Origin of the sequence: Pseudoalteromonas sp. SG44-17 (assembly GCF_014164235.1) — a bacterium.
Classification (GTDB): Bacteria; Pseudomonadota; Gammaproteobacteria; order Enterobacterales; family Alteromonadaceae; genus Pseudoalteromonas; species Pseudoalteromonas rhizosphaerae.
In genome coordinates, this window is sequence record NZ_JACJEV010000010.1 from 88,521 (window position 1) to 101,660 (window position 13,140).

13 protein-coding genes and 1 pseudogene are annotated in these 13,140 nt (G+C 40.6%); 11 read left to right on the top strand and 3 right to left on the bottom strand.

The window, feature by feature from the left end; all coding sequences use genetic code 11:
• Positions 1-40: 40 nt before the first annotated feature.
• From H5182_RS09625 to H5182_RS09640, 4 genes are read left to right on the top strand one after another with little or no spacing between them, the layout of a single operon-like run.
• The gene (locus H5182_RS09625; RefSeq protein WP_149982209.1) at positions 41-658 is read left to right on the top strand and encodes a methylthioribulose 1-phosphate dehydratase; all 618 of its coding nucleotides are present in this window, start codon (positions 41-43) and stop codon (positions 656-658) included.
• A complete protein-coding gene (mtnC, locus tag H5182_RS09630; RefSeq protein WP_145240037.1) occupies positions 655-1,341 on the top strand; it encodes an acireductone synthase in 687 nt (228 codons plus the stop codon). Before H5182_RS09625 ends, mtnC begins: the two co-directional genes overlap by 4 nt.
• Positions 1,338-1,880, top strand: coding sequence for an acireductone dioxygenase (locus H5182_RS09635; RefSeq protein ID WP_145240039.1), 543 nt, complete (start codon positions 1,338-1,340; stop codon positions 1,878-1,880). Before mtnC ends, H5182_RS09635 begins: the two co-directional genes overlap by 4 nt.
• Before the next feature lie 24 nt (positions 1,881-1,904).
• Positions 1,905-2,243, top strand: coding sequence for a gamma-glutamylcyclotransferase family protein (locus tag H5182_RS09640; RefSeq protein ID WP_182759936.1), 339 nt, complete (start codon positions 1,905-1,907; stop codon positions 2,241-2,243).
• Here H5182_RS09640 and mtnA read toward each other — a convergent pair.
• The gene (gene mtnA, locus H5182_RS09645) at positions 2,240-3,265 is read right to left on the bottom strand and encodes an S-methyl-5-thioribose-1-phosphate isomerase (protein WP_145240043.1); all 1,026 of its coding nucleotides are present in this window, start codon (positions 3,263-3,265) and stop codon (positions 2,240-2,242) included. The genes H5182_RS09640 and mtnA overlap by 4 nt on opposite strands.
• 132 nt (positions 3,266-3,397) lie before the next feature.
• Here mtnA and mtnK point away from each other — a divergent pair, with 132 nt between their 5' ends.
• On the top strand, positions 3,398-4,615 hold the full coding sequence (mtnK, locus tag H5182_RS09650) for an S-methyl-5-thioribose kinase (protein ID WP_145240045.1): 1,218 nt from the start codon (positions 3,398-3,400) through the stop codon (positions 4,613-4,615).
• 89 nt (positions 4,616-4,704) lie between these two features.
• On the opposite strand, the pseudogene H5182_RS09655 reads toward mtnK, so the two are convergent.
• Both H5182_RS09655 and H5182_RS09660 read right to left on the bottom strand, forming a co-directional pair.
• Positions 4,705-6,086, bottom strand: a pseudogene (locus tag H5182_RS09655) (FMN-binding glutamate synthase family protein).
• Positions 6,087-6,216: 130 nt separating this feature from the next.
• Positions 6,217-7,992, bottom strand: a complete 1,776-nt coding sequence (locus H5182_RS09660; protein WP_145240049.1) for a DUF885 family protein — start codon at positions 7,990-7,992, stop codon at positions 6,217-6,219.
• A 356-nt stretch (positions 7,993-8,348) separates the two neighbouring features.
• On the opposite strand from H5182_RS09660, the gene H5182_RS09665 reads away from it, so the two are divergent.
• The 6 genes from H5182_RS09665 to tatB all read left to right on the top strand — a co-directional run bounded on the left by H5182_RS09665 (position 8,349) and on the right by tatB (position 13,125).
• Positions 8,349-9,335 carry a diguanylate cyclase domain-containing protein gene (locus H5182_RS09665; RefSeq protein ID WP_145240114.1) on the top strand — a complete coding sequence of 329 codons (987 nt, stop codon included), beginning with the start codon at positions 8,349-8,351 and terminating at the stop codon, positions 9,333-9,335.
• Positions 9,336-9,443: 108 nt separating this feature from the next.
• Positions 9,444-10,199 carry a bifunctional demethylmenaquinone methyltransferase/2-methoxy-6-polyprenyl-1,4-benzoquinol methylase UbiE gene (gene ubiE / locus H5182_RS09670; RefSeq protein ID WP_145240051.1) on the top strand — a complete coding sequence of 252 codons (756 nt, stop codon included), beginning with the start codon at positions 9,444-9,446 and terminating at the stop codon, positions 10,197-10,199.
• Positions 10,200-10,239: 40 nt separating this feature from the next.
• A complete protein-coding gene (locus tag H5182_RS09675; RefSeq protein WP_145240053.1) occupies positions 10,240-10,845 on the top strand; it encodes an SCP2 domain-containing protein in 606 nt (201 codons plus the stop codon).
• Between the two features lie 17 nt (positions 10,846-10,862).
• Entirely contained in the window at positions 10,863-12,467 is a 1,605-nt protein-coding gene (gene ubiB, locus H5182_RS09680; RefSeq protein ID WP_145240055.1) for a ubiquinone biosynthesis regulatory protein kinase UbiB, read from the top strand.
• A gap of 80 nt (positions 12,468-12,547) precedes the next feature.
• Complete coding sequence (tatA, locus tag H5182_RS09685; RefSeq protein WP_064666784.1) at positions 12,548-12,787, top strand: Sec-independent protein translocase subunit TatA; 240 nt, start codon at positions 12,548-12,550, stop codon at positions 12,785-12,787.
• A gap of 5 nt (positions 12,788-12,792) precedes the next feature.
• Positions 12,793-13,125, top strand: coding sequence for a Sec-independent protein translocase protein TatB (gene tatB / locus H5182_RS09690; RefSeq protein WP_182759937.1), 333 nt, complete (start codon positions 12,793-12,795; stop codon positions 13,123-13,125).
• The last annotated feature ends 15 nt before the right edge of the window (positions 13,126-13,140 follow it).

A 13,140-nucleotide genomic window follows, 5' to 3' on the forward strand; every position in this document is an offset into this window, starting at 1 on the left:
TTAACAGATGTATAGCCGTCTAAAAAAGTATGAGGAATGTATGCATAACAATACCGCTATTTCAGAACTTATAGAAGCAGGAAAGTGGATCAGTCAACGTGGTTGGGTGCCAGCTACGGGTGGTAATTTTTCAGCGCGAACTAACACCGGTTTTGTGGTTACTGCCAGCGGTTTTGACAAAGGTCAATTAGGGTCGCATACCTTTATTGAACTGGATCATGTCGGTAATCGTAGCGCTAGCGCCGCCAAACCCTCAGCTGAAACCGAATTGCATTTGTGCATGTATAAACTTATTCCTGCTGCTAATTATGTATTGCACACTCATTCCGTTGCTGCGACGGTATTATCTCGGGTTATTAAAGGTCACAGCCTAGACTTACACGGCTACGAAATGCAAAAGTCACTAACCGGCATTACTTCACATTTAGACACCTTGAGTATTCCAATCTTTGATAACGACCAAGATATTGATCGCTTGAGTTTATTAGTGAGCGATCACCACTTACACACGCCTATTGAGCACGGCGTGCTTATTCGCGGCCACGGTTTGTATGTAGTGGGTCGCACTATTGGTGAAGTACGCCGTCAATTAGAAGGCCTTGAGTTTTTATTTGCATGTGAGATAGAACGCTTAAAATTAGTAGGATTAGAATCATGATCAAAGCACTGCTGACCGATATTGAAGGCACTATTACCCGTATTTCGTTTGTTAAAGACGTACTATTTCCATATGCCGCAAAGCAGCTCCCCGAATTTGTAAAAACTCATCAAGAGCAAAGCGCTGTAGCTGAACAAATTTATGCCGTAAAAGCGGTTATTGAACAGCCAGATGCCAGTATTGATGTCGTAATTAACACTTTACTTGAATGGATCCGTGACGATAAAAAAATCACTCCATTAAAACAGTTACAAGGTTTGATTTGGCAAACTGGCTATGAAAATGGCGATTTTACCGGCCATTTATACCCAGATGCCTACCACTTTTTAGTTGCACAGCAACAAGCCGGCCAGCAGTTGTATGTGTATTCATCAGGGTCAGTAAAAGCACAGCATTTAATTTTTAACTACTCTGACTTTGGTGATATTCGCTCCTTATTTACTGATTATTTTGATACTCAAGTCGGCGCTAAACAAGAGCAACGTTCATATCACAATATTATTGAGCAACTACCTTTTGCCGCTAATGAAGTGTTATTTTTAAGTGATGTGGCAGCCGAGCTTGATGCCGCCAAAGCCGCAGGTTTAAAAACCTTGCACCTGATCCGTGATGGTCAAGCAAGCTCGCCTGCGCATAACTATATTAACGATTTTAGCCAATTCACTGTGGAGCATTTAGCATGAGCCAACTGACTATTTTTGCTGACTGTAACGGCAATAATGCTTTATTAAACACTCAAGATACAGCACAAATTGCCACCGAGCTTAATAAAGTAAATGTACGATTTGAGCAGTGGCAAGCAACAAAAATGATTACTGCTGATACTAGCCATGAAGCTATTATTTCCGCCTATAACGCTGATATTGAAAGCTTAAAGCAACAAGGTGGTTATCAAACTGTAGATGTTATTTCGCTGGCAAAAGGCAATCCGAACGCTGCAGAATTACGTGCTAAGTTTTTATTTGAGCACACCCATAGTGAAGACGAAGTACGCTTTTTTGTAAAAGGCCAAGGATTATTTTGCCTGCATATTAACGACAAGGTTTACCAAGTACTTTGCAAGCAGGGTGATTTAATTTCAGTACCAGAGCTTACTCCCCATTGGTTTGATATGGGCAGCGATCCTGAATTTACTGCGATCCGTTTATTCAATAATACCGAAGGCTGGGTGGCACAAAGCACCGAATCTGAGATTGCTAAGCAGTTTCCTTTATTGGACTAGATATCTGTTAATAATGGAGTTTAAATGGAAAAGTTGTTTTCATACGGCACACTGCAATTAGAGCAAGTACAGCTTGATACCTTTGGCCGCTTGCTCGAAGGCCAAGCCGATACACTACAAGGTTACGTAGTAGGCGAAGTTGAGGTCACCGACGCCGCCGTGCTGAAAAGCAGCGGCCAGCGTTTTCATCCAGCATTAATTAAAACAGGCCTGCCAACAGATACAGTAACTGGCACTATTTTTACTATCACCTTAGAGGAACTTGCTAACGCGGATAGCTACGAAGTTAATGACTACATCCGTATTGAAGAGTCATTTAGCAGCGGCATTAATGCATGGGTGTATGTGGCAAAAGGCTGTTAAACCAGCCTTTTTAATTCACCAACTAAAACTTGTTGTTGGTCATAAACGCCAGTATCGAGTACCCAGCCGGTAATAAGCTTAGCGGGGGTTACATCAAATGCGGGATTATATACGTTAGCATTTGTAGGTGCCCATAGCGCTTCACCAAAGCTTCCGCTTACACCGCGCACTTCTGCGCTGTTACGTTGTTCTATTTCAATGTCTGCACCGCATGCTGTGTTTACATCGAGGGTTGTTAGCGGCGCTACTACATAAAATGGGATGTCATGAAAATGCGCCAGTACTGCTAAGTTATAAGTGCCTACTTTATTAGCAAAGTCACCATTTGCAGCAATACGATCTGCACCGACAAAAATTTTATCAACCTTGCCAGCAGCCATTAAACTCGCTGCCATATTATCGCAAATTAAGGTGTAAGGTACTTGCCAGCGCTCAAGTTCAAACGCGGTTAAACGCCCGCCTTGCAATAATGGCCGCGTTTCATCCACCCATACATGAATATCGCCATGACGTTGCTGCGCTTTATAAATAACACCAAGAGCAGTACCAATACCTGCGGTTGCTAAGGCACCAGTATTACAATGTGTGAGAATATTATCGCCGCTGCTAACCAATGCAGCACCATGATTTGCCATGCTTTCACACAAGGCGATATCTTCATTAAACAATGTTACAGCAGCGCTTACAATTGCCGTTACATAATCATCTTGTTGTAATGCAATACGTAACTTTGCCATACAATGCATTAAATTAACCGCAGTTGGCCGAGTGGCTTCTAAATCATCAATCGCCTGCGCTAATGCTACTTTAGCTGTGCCTTGCTCTGCCAAATGGGCAACTAGCAAACTTGCTCCTAAACCAATCAGCGGTGCGCCGCGTATTTTTAAGCTTAGAATTAAATCCCTCATACTGGCTACATCATCACATTCGTGCCATACCTGCTGATGCGGCAGTAGGTATTGGTCTAACACGCTTAGTGTATTGTTTTGATATTTTAAACTGCTCGCTATGAGGTCTTGCATGATTGATCCTGAATAATCGTTAGGCTGAGGTTATTTTACAGTAGTTTTTAAAACGCACAACCCAGAAGTGTAGACATCTAAACGGTTGAAGGTATAGAATGCTATTGTTTATCATTTTCTGAGAGTACGCCGATGGCCGAATACGTTGCCTTTAATGCACAGCATGCGATTGATTATATTAAAAATCTTGTAACTAAAGATGGGTATGATTTGTTTGATCCTGACCAAACGTTATCGGCGTATGAGTTTGGAGATGGCAATTTAAATCTCGTTTTTAGAATAAGCGACGAGCAAAGTAATAGCGTTATTTTAAAGCAAGCCTTACCTTATGCGCGCTGTGTGGGTGAGTCATGGCCATTAACGCTTGACCGAGCACGCATTGAAGCTGAGGTTTTACTCAATCACGGCGCATTAAGCCCTGACTACACAGCAAAAGTATTGCATCATAATCCAGAGCAAGCACTGACCATTTTAGAAGATCTTGGTCACTTACAAATTTTGCGTAGCGCACAAATAAACGCAGAGCAATTTCCGCTATTAGGTCAACATGTGGCTCACTACTTAAGCCATACTGGTTTTTATAACTCAGACTTTTACCTAACCGCGCAAGATAAAAAAGCCAAAGTCAGTCAGTTTACTAATCCAGAGTTGTGCCAAATTACTGAAGATTTGTTTTTCAACGATATCTTGCGTGAACATGAGCGTAATAACTACCCAAGCGAGTTGCAAAGTACAGTCAATAAACTACAAAATAACACCGCATTACATTTAGCGATCGCAAAACTAAAAGCTAAGTTTTTATCATGCCCGCAGACGCTATTACATGGTGATATGCATAGCGGCAGTATTTTTGTCGATCAAAAAACCACTAAGATGATCGACCCTGAATTTGGCTTTTTTGGCCCAGTTGGCTTTGATATCGGCTCATTTATCGGCAATTTATTATTAAACTACTGCGCGCAAAATGCTCGTATTAGTGAATTTGTTACACGCCGTAACTATCACACCCATTTACTGACTTGCCTGCAAGAGAGTTATTCTTTGTTTGAACAACAGTGGCTGACATTTATTGCAGAGCAAACCACAGATAACAATTTAAAAGCCGCTGGTTATGGCGAGTATTTTATGCAACAAGTATTACAAGACGCGATTGGTTACTGTGGGACAGAACTGATACGCCGCACTATCGGCTTAGCACACGTTGCTGACATTGATGGCATTGAAGATGCGCAGGCGCGTTTAGACGTACAACGCCACACTTTAGCGCTGGGTGAGCAGTTAGTACTCAACGCCCACACTTGCAATAACAAAGAAGAGTTTTTCTCTTTATTGATAAGCCAACTAAATTAAATTTATAAAAATAGCAAAAGGCACTTTATTTAGTGCCTTTTATCAACCTATTTGGGCGGGACCTAGCTTCTATTACCTAGTCTTTTAAATTACTGGTAATTTTCATACATTTTATCAAGCGGCTCTGATAAACCATTTTCTTGCACAACGCGCACATGCTGGCGGCCAAGTTCACGGGCACTAAATACCCCGCATGAGTGAGCAATTAAACCCGCACCATAATGAATGTACTTATTGTAGTTTGCTACGCGCTGCGCTTTATCGGCGACATCTAAGCCACGTTGCAACCGCTCGTTGTGTGTGGTTATCCCTGTTGGGCAAGTGTCTTTATTACATTGCAGCGCTTGAATACAACCCAAAGCAAACATATGACCACGTGCCGATACAACAAAGTCTGCGCCCAGCGCGAGCGCCCATGCAACCTTAGACGGCACAATCAGTTTGCCTGACGCAATAACTTTAATTCGCTCTCGCAGGCCATGCTTTTCGAGCATATTAACAACCAAAGGTAAACTTTCTTTCAGTGGTAAACCCACCGAATCCATCAGCGGTTGTGGTGCAGCACCGGTACCGCCATCAGCACTATCGATAGTAATAAAATCGGGCGCAGATTCAATACCACGATGATTGATCTCAGCAAACAAGGTTTCCAGCCATGCATAAGCGCCAATAACCGCTTTAAAGCCGGTTGGCTTGCCAGTCGTTTCGCGCACCGAGGCAATCATATCAAGTAAATCTGCAGGGTTTTTAACTTTTGGTGTGTAGCACCTTGGCTCATTTTAATTTCAAACATTTTTACTTGTTCATGCGCAGCTATTTGCTTGAGCTTCTCATGACTTAATTTACCTTGTTCATCGCGCACACCATATTTAGCTGTGCCAATTTGAAACACAATGTCGGCACCTCCTTCTAAGTGATAAGGGCTTAAACCACCTTCACCAGTGTTCATCCAACAACCAGCGAGTTTGGCACCTTGCGATAACGCACGTACAGCAGGTTTTGATAACGCACCAAAACTCATACCTGAAATATTGAATAGCGATTTAGTAATATAAGGATTTCGACAATGCGGCCCTAACGTAACTGCACTAGGTTCAAGCGCTTCTTCGTCCAAGGTAGGAAACGCGCAGTTCATAAACATCACGGTCCCGGTAACTTCTAGGCTCTGAGTTGAGCCAAAGGCGGTGGTACGATCAACATTTTTAGCCGCTTTATAAACCCAACTACGATCGGCGCGATTAAATGGCATTTCTTCGCGATCCATAGCGAAAAAGTATTGACGAAAAAACTCACCTTGGCGCTCAAAAAAGTATCTAAACCGACCTATTACCGGATAATTACGTCTAATCGCTTGTTTAGATTGAGTTACATCACTGATATAAAAATAAATAACAACTAAAACTAAACACCCAAATACCACTATAAATAAGCTGGCAAACACATCAATGCTAAAAACTATTAAATTACTCATGCAGCGCCCCTTGCTGGTTGTTTTTCCAGCTTTGAGAATATAAGCAGAACAAGTTTCAAGCAAATGTTTTGTAAGGAAAGCTCGGTTACACGCTAATCAGCACGAACCGAGATAAATTGAACGTTGTAATTTAGCCGCGCTTTTCCAGCTCAGTTTCAATATATTGATGGATTTGATCTTCTAATACTGACATTGGCACAGAACCGTGGCGAAGTATTTGATGGTGAAACTCACGTACATCAAAATCTTGACCAAGCGCTTGCTCGGTTTCTTTACGTAAGCGCTTAATAGTCAGCTCACCAATTTTGTATGATAGTGCTTGTGCTGGCCATGAAATATAACGATCAGTTTCGGTTTTCACGTTATGTAGTGACAATGCCGTATTTTCACTCATAAACTTCATCGCGCGATCTCGGCTCCAGCCATACATATGCATGCCAGTATCAACCACTAAACGAGCTGCTCGCCACATTTCATAAGTTAAACGGCCAAAGTTACTGTATGGGTCTTGGTAAAAACCCGCTTCAATTCCTAAATACTCAGAATATAACCCCCACCCTTCACCAAATGCCGATAAGTATGCATTCTGACGATAGCTTGGTAAGTTTTCTAATTCAGCATTAAGGGAGATCTGTAAATGATGCCCTGGTACAGCCTCATGAAAAGTGAGAGCTTCTAATACGTATAAAGGGCGCTTATCAAGTGCATAAGTGTTTACCCAGTAATAACCCGCTTGATCATCACGACTCGAACCAGAATAACGGCCAGTCGTGTACTTAGGCGCTATGCTTGCTGGCACCGGCGCAACACCATAAGGCATCCGTGGTAAGGTATGAAATAGCTTAGGTAATTGTGCATCCATCTTTTTAGCTATGTACGATGCTTCTTTTAATAACTCTTCCGGTGTTTTAGCATAAAATTGCGGATCAGTACGTAAAAAGTGCACAAATTCAGCAAACGTGCCTTTAAAACCAACTTGCTCAATAATCTTATCCATTTCAGCACGAATACGTGCCACTTCTTTTAACCCCAGTTCATGGATTTCTTTTGGCGTCATATCTGTGGTGGTATAATACTTGGCGCGATTGGCATAAAACGCAGCACCATTAGGTGTTGCAGAGATACCAATTTCAGTACGCGCACCTGGCTGATACTCTTCATTAAAAAATGTTAAATAATCTTGATAAGCAGTAATCACCTGCTCTTTAATAATTTTCTTTGCTTGTTGTTGTAAAGCAAAAAACTCACCATCACTCAAACCAGCGGTATTATTTAAAAATGGTTTATAAAACTCAGACTCAGTAGCGTCATCAACAATATATGCACTGATAGAGTCTTGATAACCCACAAGCACCGCTTTCGGTTGCGTTAAACCAACTTCTAAACCTTTGCGCATCCAGCCGATGTTTTGCTGAAAAAATCGAGGAACTTGCTGCAAACGTTGCAAATAAAGCTGGTAATCAGCTAATTTTTTATAATCTGAACTCGACACCATAAAAGATAAACTAGAGTGAAAGCCATATTCAGAAGTAAGCGGCATGTAGTGGCTGTTAAATACATATTCATCGATACTATTTTGTACTTGTCCACGAATTATAGTGAGATTAATACGGTTTTCATCACTGAGTTTATCTTTATCTATTGCATCTAACTGCGCTAATAATTCAGTGTTATGTTGATATTTCTTTTCAAGAAACTCAGCAGATAAATTAGTTAACAAATAACCATCAACACCCTCGGGGTTGCTATACGTGCTAATACTTTTACGATAATCAACAATTGATTGCGCAACTTGCGTAAATTGTTGATCGCTATCTACGGTGGTCATTTGGCAAGCACTTAATGTACATGCCAAGGCGATGCTTAACAGAGAATGACGCATAACCGATGAAGGTGATTTTTTCATAATAATAGGGATCTGCTACTGAAAACGTGAGGGTTAACCTAACCTAGACTGCTACAATAACCAAAAAAATGCGACCAAGGGCAATAAATACAAGGTTAAATTAACCGCGACTATTGACTAGTAGTTAATCAGCACTTTTTATTGCTTAATAAGATTGTCGAGAAAACCAGCTATTGAGCGATAAAAATAGAAATTTCGCTATCAAATTACATATTTTTGCTTTTAAATATCCCCGATACAGATTAATGTAAGGCAATCCCATACGCTAGGATTGCGTCAAGACCTCACGGAGAGAGTTATTTAATTTCGCTGTTACGTGTATTTAATTGGTGTATACAATGATGTTCCATGATTCCATGGCTATTGCTCAAGAAAAAATGACCAAGGTATGTATCTTTTTAGAACATCATATATTACCACCGACTCCTCTTAATTATCACGTTGTCTACACCTACGTTAGCCAAGTTAATTCTGATTTAAATACCACTATCGATCGTGCAATTGCCCAAGGCCAAGAAATTGACTGTGTTTATGTAGAACAACTTTATTTCGATTACATGGATCAAGCCCATAAAGCTGAAACCAATATGGTTCGTAATGTTGATGGTATTATTAATTCATTATCACGTAGCGCGCACTCAACCGAAAAAGATATTATCCGCTTTGCAAGTCAAGTCAGCGACTGTGTACATTCTTTAGATGAAAATAATATTGCCCAAACTCGCCTCGCACTTGAGACATTAAATAAGCAAACTGCTCACTTGCTCACTCAACATAAACAATTTAAACAAGAGCTGATCAAAGCAAAGCGACGACAAGAAAAAACTCAACAACAACTCGTACAATTACGCAAACAACACATCACCGATCAACAAACAGGCCTTTTTAAACGTCATTATTTAAACCAGCAAACACAATTATGGTTAGACCAAAAAAAATCTGTGTGCGCGATTGCCATTCAAATAGATAACCTAGATCACTTTATTGATAACTACGGCGATATCATTGGTGAAGTAATTTTAAGCAAGGTAGCTAAACAAATTCAAAAATATGTATTTGAAAGTGGCCTACCAGGGCGAACAGGCAAAGATGCTTTTACTGTATTACTGGCTGATATCGACCCTGAAACTGCGAATGTAATTGCTGAAAAAGTCCGTAATGGAGTCGAAAAATTACGTTTCGTTAGTTCTAAAAACGGTATTAAACTTCCAGCAATCAACCTTTCATTAGGGATTGCCAAGCACTTAGACGAAAAAGATTTTAATAATCTTGCCCGTAAAGCCTCCAATGCAGCACATAAAGCCAGATCGCTTGGCCAAAGCAGCTTTATTGCCGGACAGTGAGCCGTAACTCATAAAGCTTGATCCACAAGCAATTTTCCCCAGATTCAAATTGCACCATGGCGTAACAATCAAGTACACTAGTCTTTATTACCACGATAGAGATTAATCATGAACGAGAATCCTGAAAAGACCACGCATTTTGGTTATAAAACCGTTGCCGAAACCGAAAAAGCTTCTATGGTTGCCGATGTATTTCATTCCGTTGCTACTAAATATGACGTAATGAATGATCTCATGTCGTTTGGTATTCATCGTTTATGGAAACGTCAAACCATTGCTAGTTCAGGTGTGCGTAAAGGCCATCATGTGCTGGATTTAGCCGGTGGCACCGGCGACTTAACGGCAAAGTTTAGTCAACTAGTTGGTGATACTGGGCAAGTAGTATTAGGTGATATTAACTCATCAATGCTTAAAGTCGGGCGCGAAAAGCTACATAACCTAGGTCTTGTCGGTAATATTGACTACGTACAAATGAATGCTGAAGCACTGCCTTTCCCTGATAATAGTTTTGATTTAATTACCATTGCCTTTGGTTTACGTAATGTTACAGATCAAAATAAAGCACTTCGCTCGATGTACCGAATCTTAAAGCCTGGTGGTCGTCTGCTGGTATTGGAGTTCTCCAAACCAGAGCATCAAGTATTAAGTAAAGCCTATGATTTTTACTCATTTAACTTACTACCTAAAATGGGTGAGTTAGTTGCTAACGACGGTGAATCATACAAATATTTAGCTGAATCAATTCGTATGCACCCAGATCAAGAAACACTAAAAGCAATGATGAACGAGGCTGGATTTGAGCAAACCACCTATCAAAATCTCACCGGTGGTATTGTAGCATTACATCGTGGCTTTAAATATTAAGCGTCACACTAGCTAGTAAAGTTTATTGCTAAGGTATTGTATGTTAAATAATTTCATGGTCGCACTCGTCGAAAGGGTTTTAAATACGGCGCTTAAACTCGATCCCACTCTTAGCGATAGACTGTCGTCAATATCCCAACAACGTTTATTAATTGATATACGCGATTGGCAACAGCAGTTTTTAGTGGTGTTTACTGGCCAACAACTGCATTTATACAACACTACCGAAACGCAATATGACTGCATGATAAGCGCCGATATTAATACTTTAATGGCACTTAAAAACCCTGCAATGCTGACTCAGTTAATCCGCCAAGATAAACTCGATTTGCAAGGTGATCTAAATATTGCACAAGGGTTTAGTAATGCTTTCGCTGCGCTTAATATCGATTGGCCTGAACACTTATCTGATTATCTTGGTGACGCAGCGGCACAGCAACTATGGCAGTTAGTTAAACAAACTCAACAGCAAAGTCAAAAAGCCAACAAGAAACTCTCTACAACGCTAACTACTTTATGCCAAGACGAGCTCAAAGTGACCATTCATCCTTTAGAGCTTGAGCAATTTAAGCAACACACGCGTCAACTCAAAGCACATGTTGCGCAACTTGAGTTACGTATCAACCAACTACTTCAAGCAAAATGAATCAGTAAGGATTATCTGTGTCAGCTGCTCGGCTTTATAACATCACAAAAACCCTCCTTAGCTATGGTTTGGATGAACTGATCCCATCACAAAAAATACCTTGGTATGGCAAAGTTGGCCGTGCATGTCTATTTTGGCTAACCAATAAGCACCCAGAAAAACCAGCAGGGTTAAGACTGCGTTTAGCATTACAACAATTGGGGCCAGTATGGATCAAATTTGGCCAAATGTTATCTACTCGGCGCGATTTATTACCACTAGATATCGCTTTAGAGCTAGCCTTGCTGCAAGATCAAGTACAGCCATTTGATGGTGTGTTAGCACAACAACTAATTGAAAATGCACTCGAAATCGATGATATCAGTGAATACTTTAGTGATTTTGAGCAAACCCCTTTAGCTTCAGCATCCATTGCCCAAGTACATACAGCCACTTTAGTGGATGAGCATAATCAACCACAAAAGGTGGTTATCAAAGTCATTCGCCCTGATATCAGAGAACAAATTGACGCTGATTTAGCATTAATGGAACAATTTTCTAAAATAGTGGCCAAGTTAATCAATGAAGCGAAAAGGTTACGCCCTGTTGAAGTAGTCAAAGAGTATAAGAAAACCTTACTTGATGAACTTGATCTGATGCGTGAAGGCGCAAACGCCATTCAATTAAAGCGTAATTTTGAAGGTTCTGATTCGCTTTATATTCCCTATGTTTACAGTGACTATAGTCGCGTAAATGTACTAGTCATGGAGCGAATTTACGGCATTCCAGTGTCTGATACTGAGGCATTAGTTGCGCAAAACACCAATATGAAACTACTGGCTGAACGCGGTGTGGAGGTGTTTTTCACCCAAGTGTTCCGTGATAGTTTTTTTCATGCTGATATGCACCCTGGTAATGTATTTGTATCCTATGAAAGCCCTGAAAACCCCAAATTTATCGGTATCGATTGTGGCATCGTGGGCACGCTAAACAAAGAAGACAAACGTTACTTAGCCGAAAACTTTATTGCCTTTTTTAATCGCGATTATCGTCAAGTCGCACAATTACATGTCGATTCTGGCTGGGTACCTAAAGACACCAGCGTGGAAGAATTTGAGTTTGCCATTCGCACTGTCTGCGAGCCGATTTTTAATAAGCCATTAGCAGAGATTTCATTTGGCCATGTCTTAGTTAATCTATTTAATACCGCTCGTCGCTTTAATATGCAAGTTCAACCCCAATTAGTTCTACTACAAAAAACCTTGTTGTATGTTGAAGGCCTTGGGCGTCAGCTATATCCGCAACTAGATTTATGGAAAACAGCTAAACCCTTTTTAGAAGACTGGGTAAAGCAACAGGTTGGTCCTTGGTCGGTATTTAAACAGGTATACGCAAATTTACCATTTTGGGCAGAAAAAATGCCCGAGTTACCTGATTTGATCTACCACAACTTAAAACAACAGCGCAACAGTCCTGCACCACTGCCACAGCCATCGCACAAGCCATTATTACTTGGTCTTTTTGCTGGCTCAGCAATGATAGTATCAGGGTTATGTTATTTGCAGCATGACCTTGTCGCTGCAGGTATTGCTGCGATATGCTCTTTAAGCGGCTTTATACTTGCTTGGCGCAGCGCTGCATAAACTAAGTGCTATTTAGTGCTCGGTGAGTATAATCAGTACAATAATTTTAATTCACAGTATTTAATTAAGTGGAGAACATCATGGGTTTTGGCGGCATTAGTATTTGGCAATTGTTAATTGTTTTGGCAATCATAGTGTTACTTTTTGGTACGAAAAAATTGCGTGGTATTGGCGGTGATTTAGGTAACGCTGTAAAAGGGTTTAAAAAAGCAGTCTCTGAAGATGAGCAAAATAAACCAGCAGAACCAATTGAACAAGCAAATAACCCAATACAAAACAAAGAGTCTGTTGATAAAAGTAAAGAAGACCATAAGGCTTAATTAGCATGGGTATGTGGGAACTTGTTGTGGTGTTAATCGTCGGCTTAGTGGTACTTGGCCCTGAGCGGTTGCCAGTTGCTATTCGTACTGTTAGCCGTTGGATAAAAACTATAAAATCGCTGGCTAATTCGGTTAAGGCTGAAGTTAATGAAGAATTAAGAGTGCATGAGTTACACCAAAATTTAAAAAAAGCCGAACAACAAGGCATGCAGAACTTAAGTCCTGCAATAAAAGATTCAGTCAGCGAATTGCAAAAGGCTGCGGACTCGGTCACCCATAGTTATAAAAGAAATCCTCCTGAGCAAGCAGATAAAGTGAATGTTGATGAACAAAAATGAAATTATTTTTGTTAG

Excerpts from the sequence above, each read along its gene's own strand:
- H5182_RS09625 (WP_149982209.1), top strand. The coding sequence starts at position 41 with ATGCATAACAATACCGCTATTTCAGAACTTATAGAAGCAGGAAAGTGG.
- mtnC (WP_145240037.1), top strand. The coding sequence starts at position 655 with ATGATCAAAGCACTGCTGACCGATATTGAAGGCACTATTACCCGTATT.
- H5182_RS09635 (WP_145240039.1), top strand. The coding sequence starts at position 1,338 with ATGAGCCAACTGACTATTTTTGCTGACTGTAACGGCAATAATGCTTTA.
- H5182_RS09640 (WP_182759936.1), top strand. The coding sequence starts at position 1,905 with ATGGAAAAGTTGTTTTCATACGGCACACTGCAATTAGAGCAAGTACAG.
- mtnA (WP_145240043.1), bottom strand. The coding sequence starts at position 3,265 with ATGCAAGACCTCATAGCGAGCAGTTTAAAATATCAAAACAATACACTA.
- mtnK (WP_145240045.1), top strand. The coding sequence starts at position 3,398 with ATGGCCGAATACGTTGCCTTTAATGCACAGCATGCGATTGATTATATT.
- H5182_RS09660 (WP_145240049.1), bottom strand. The coding sequence starts at position 7,992 with ATGAAAAAATCACCTTCATCGGTTATGCGTCATTCTCTGTTAAGCATC.
- H5182_RS09665 (WP_145240114.1), top strand. The coding sequence starts at position 8,349 with ATGGCTATTGCTCAAGAAAAAATGACCAAGGTATGTATCTTTTTAGAA.
- ubiE (WP_145240051.1), top strand. The coding sequence starts at position 9,444 with ATGAACGAGAATCCTGAAAAGACCACGCATTTTGGTTATAAAACCGTT.
- H5182_RS09675 (WP_145240053.1), top strand. The coding sequence starts at position 10,240 with ATGTTAAATAATTTCATGGTCGCACTCGTCGAAAGGGTTTTAAATACG.
- tatA (WP_064666784.1), top strand. The coding sequence starts at position 12,548 with ATGGGTTTTGGCGGCATTAGTATTTGGCAATTGTTAATTGTTTTGGCA.
- tatB (WP_182759937.1), top strand. The coding sequence starts at position 12,793 with ATGGGTATGTGGGAACTTGTTGTGGTGTTAATCGTCGGCTTAGTGGTA.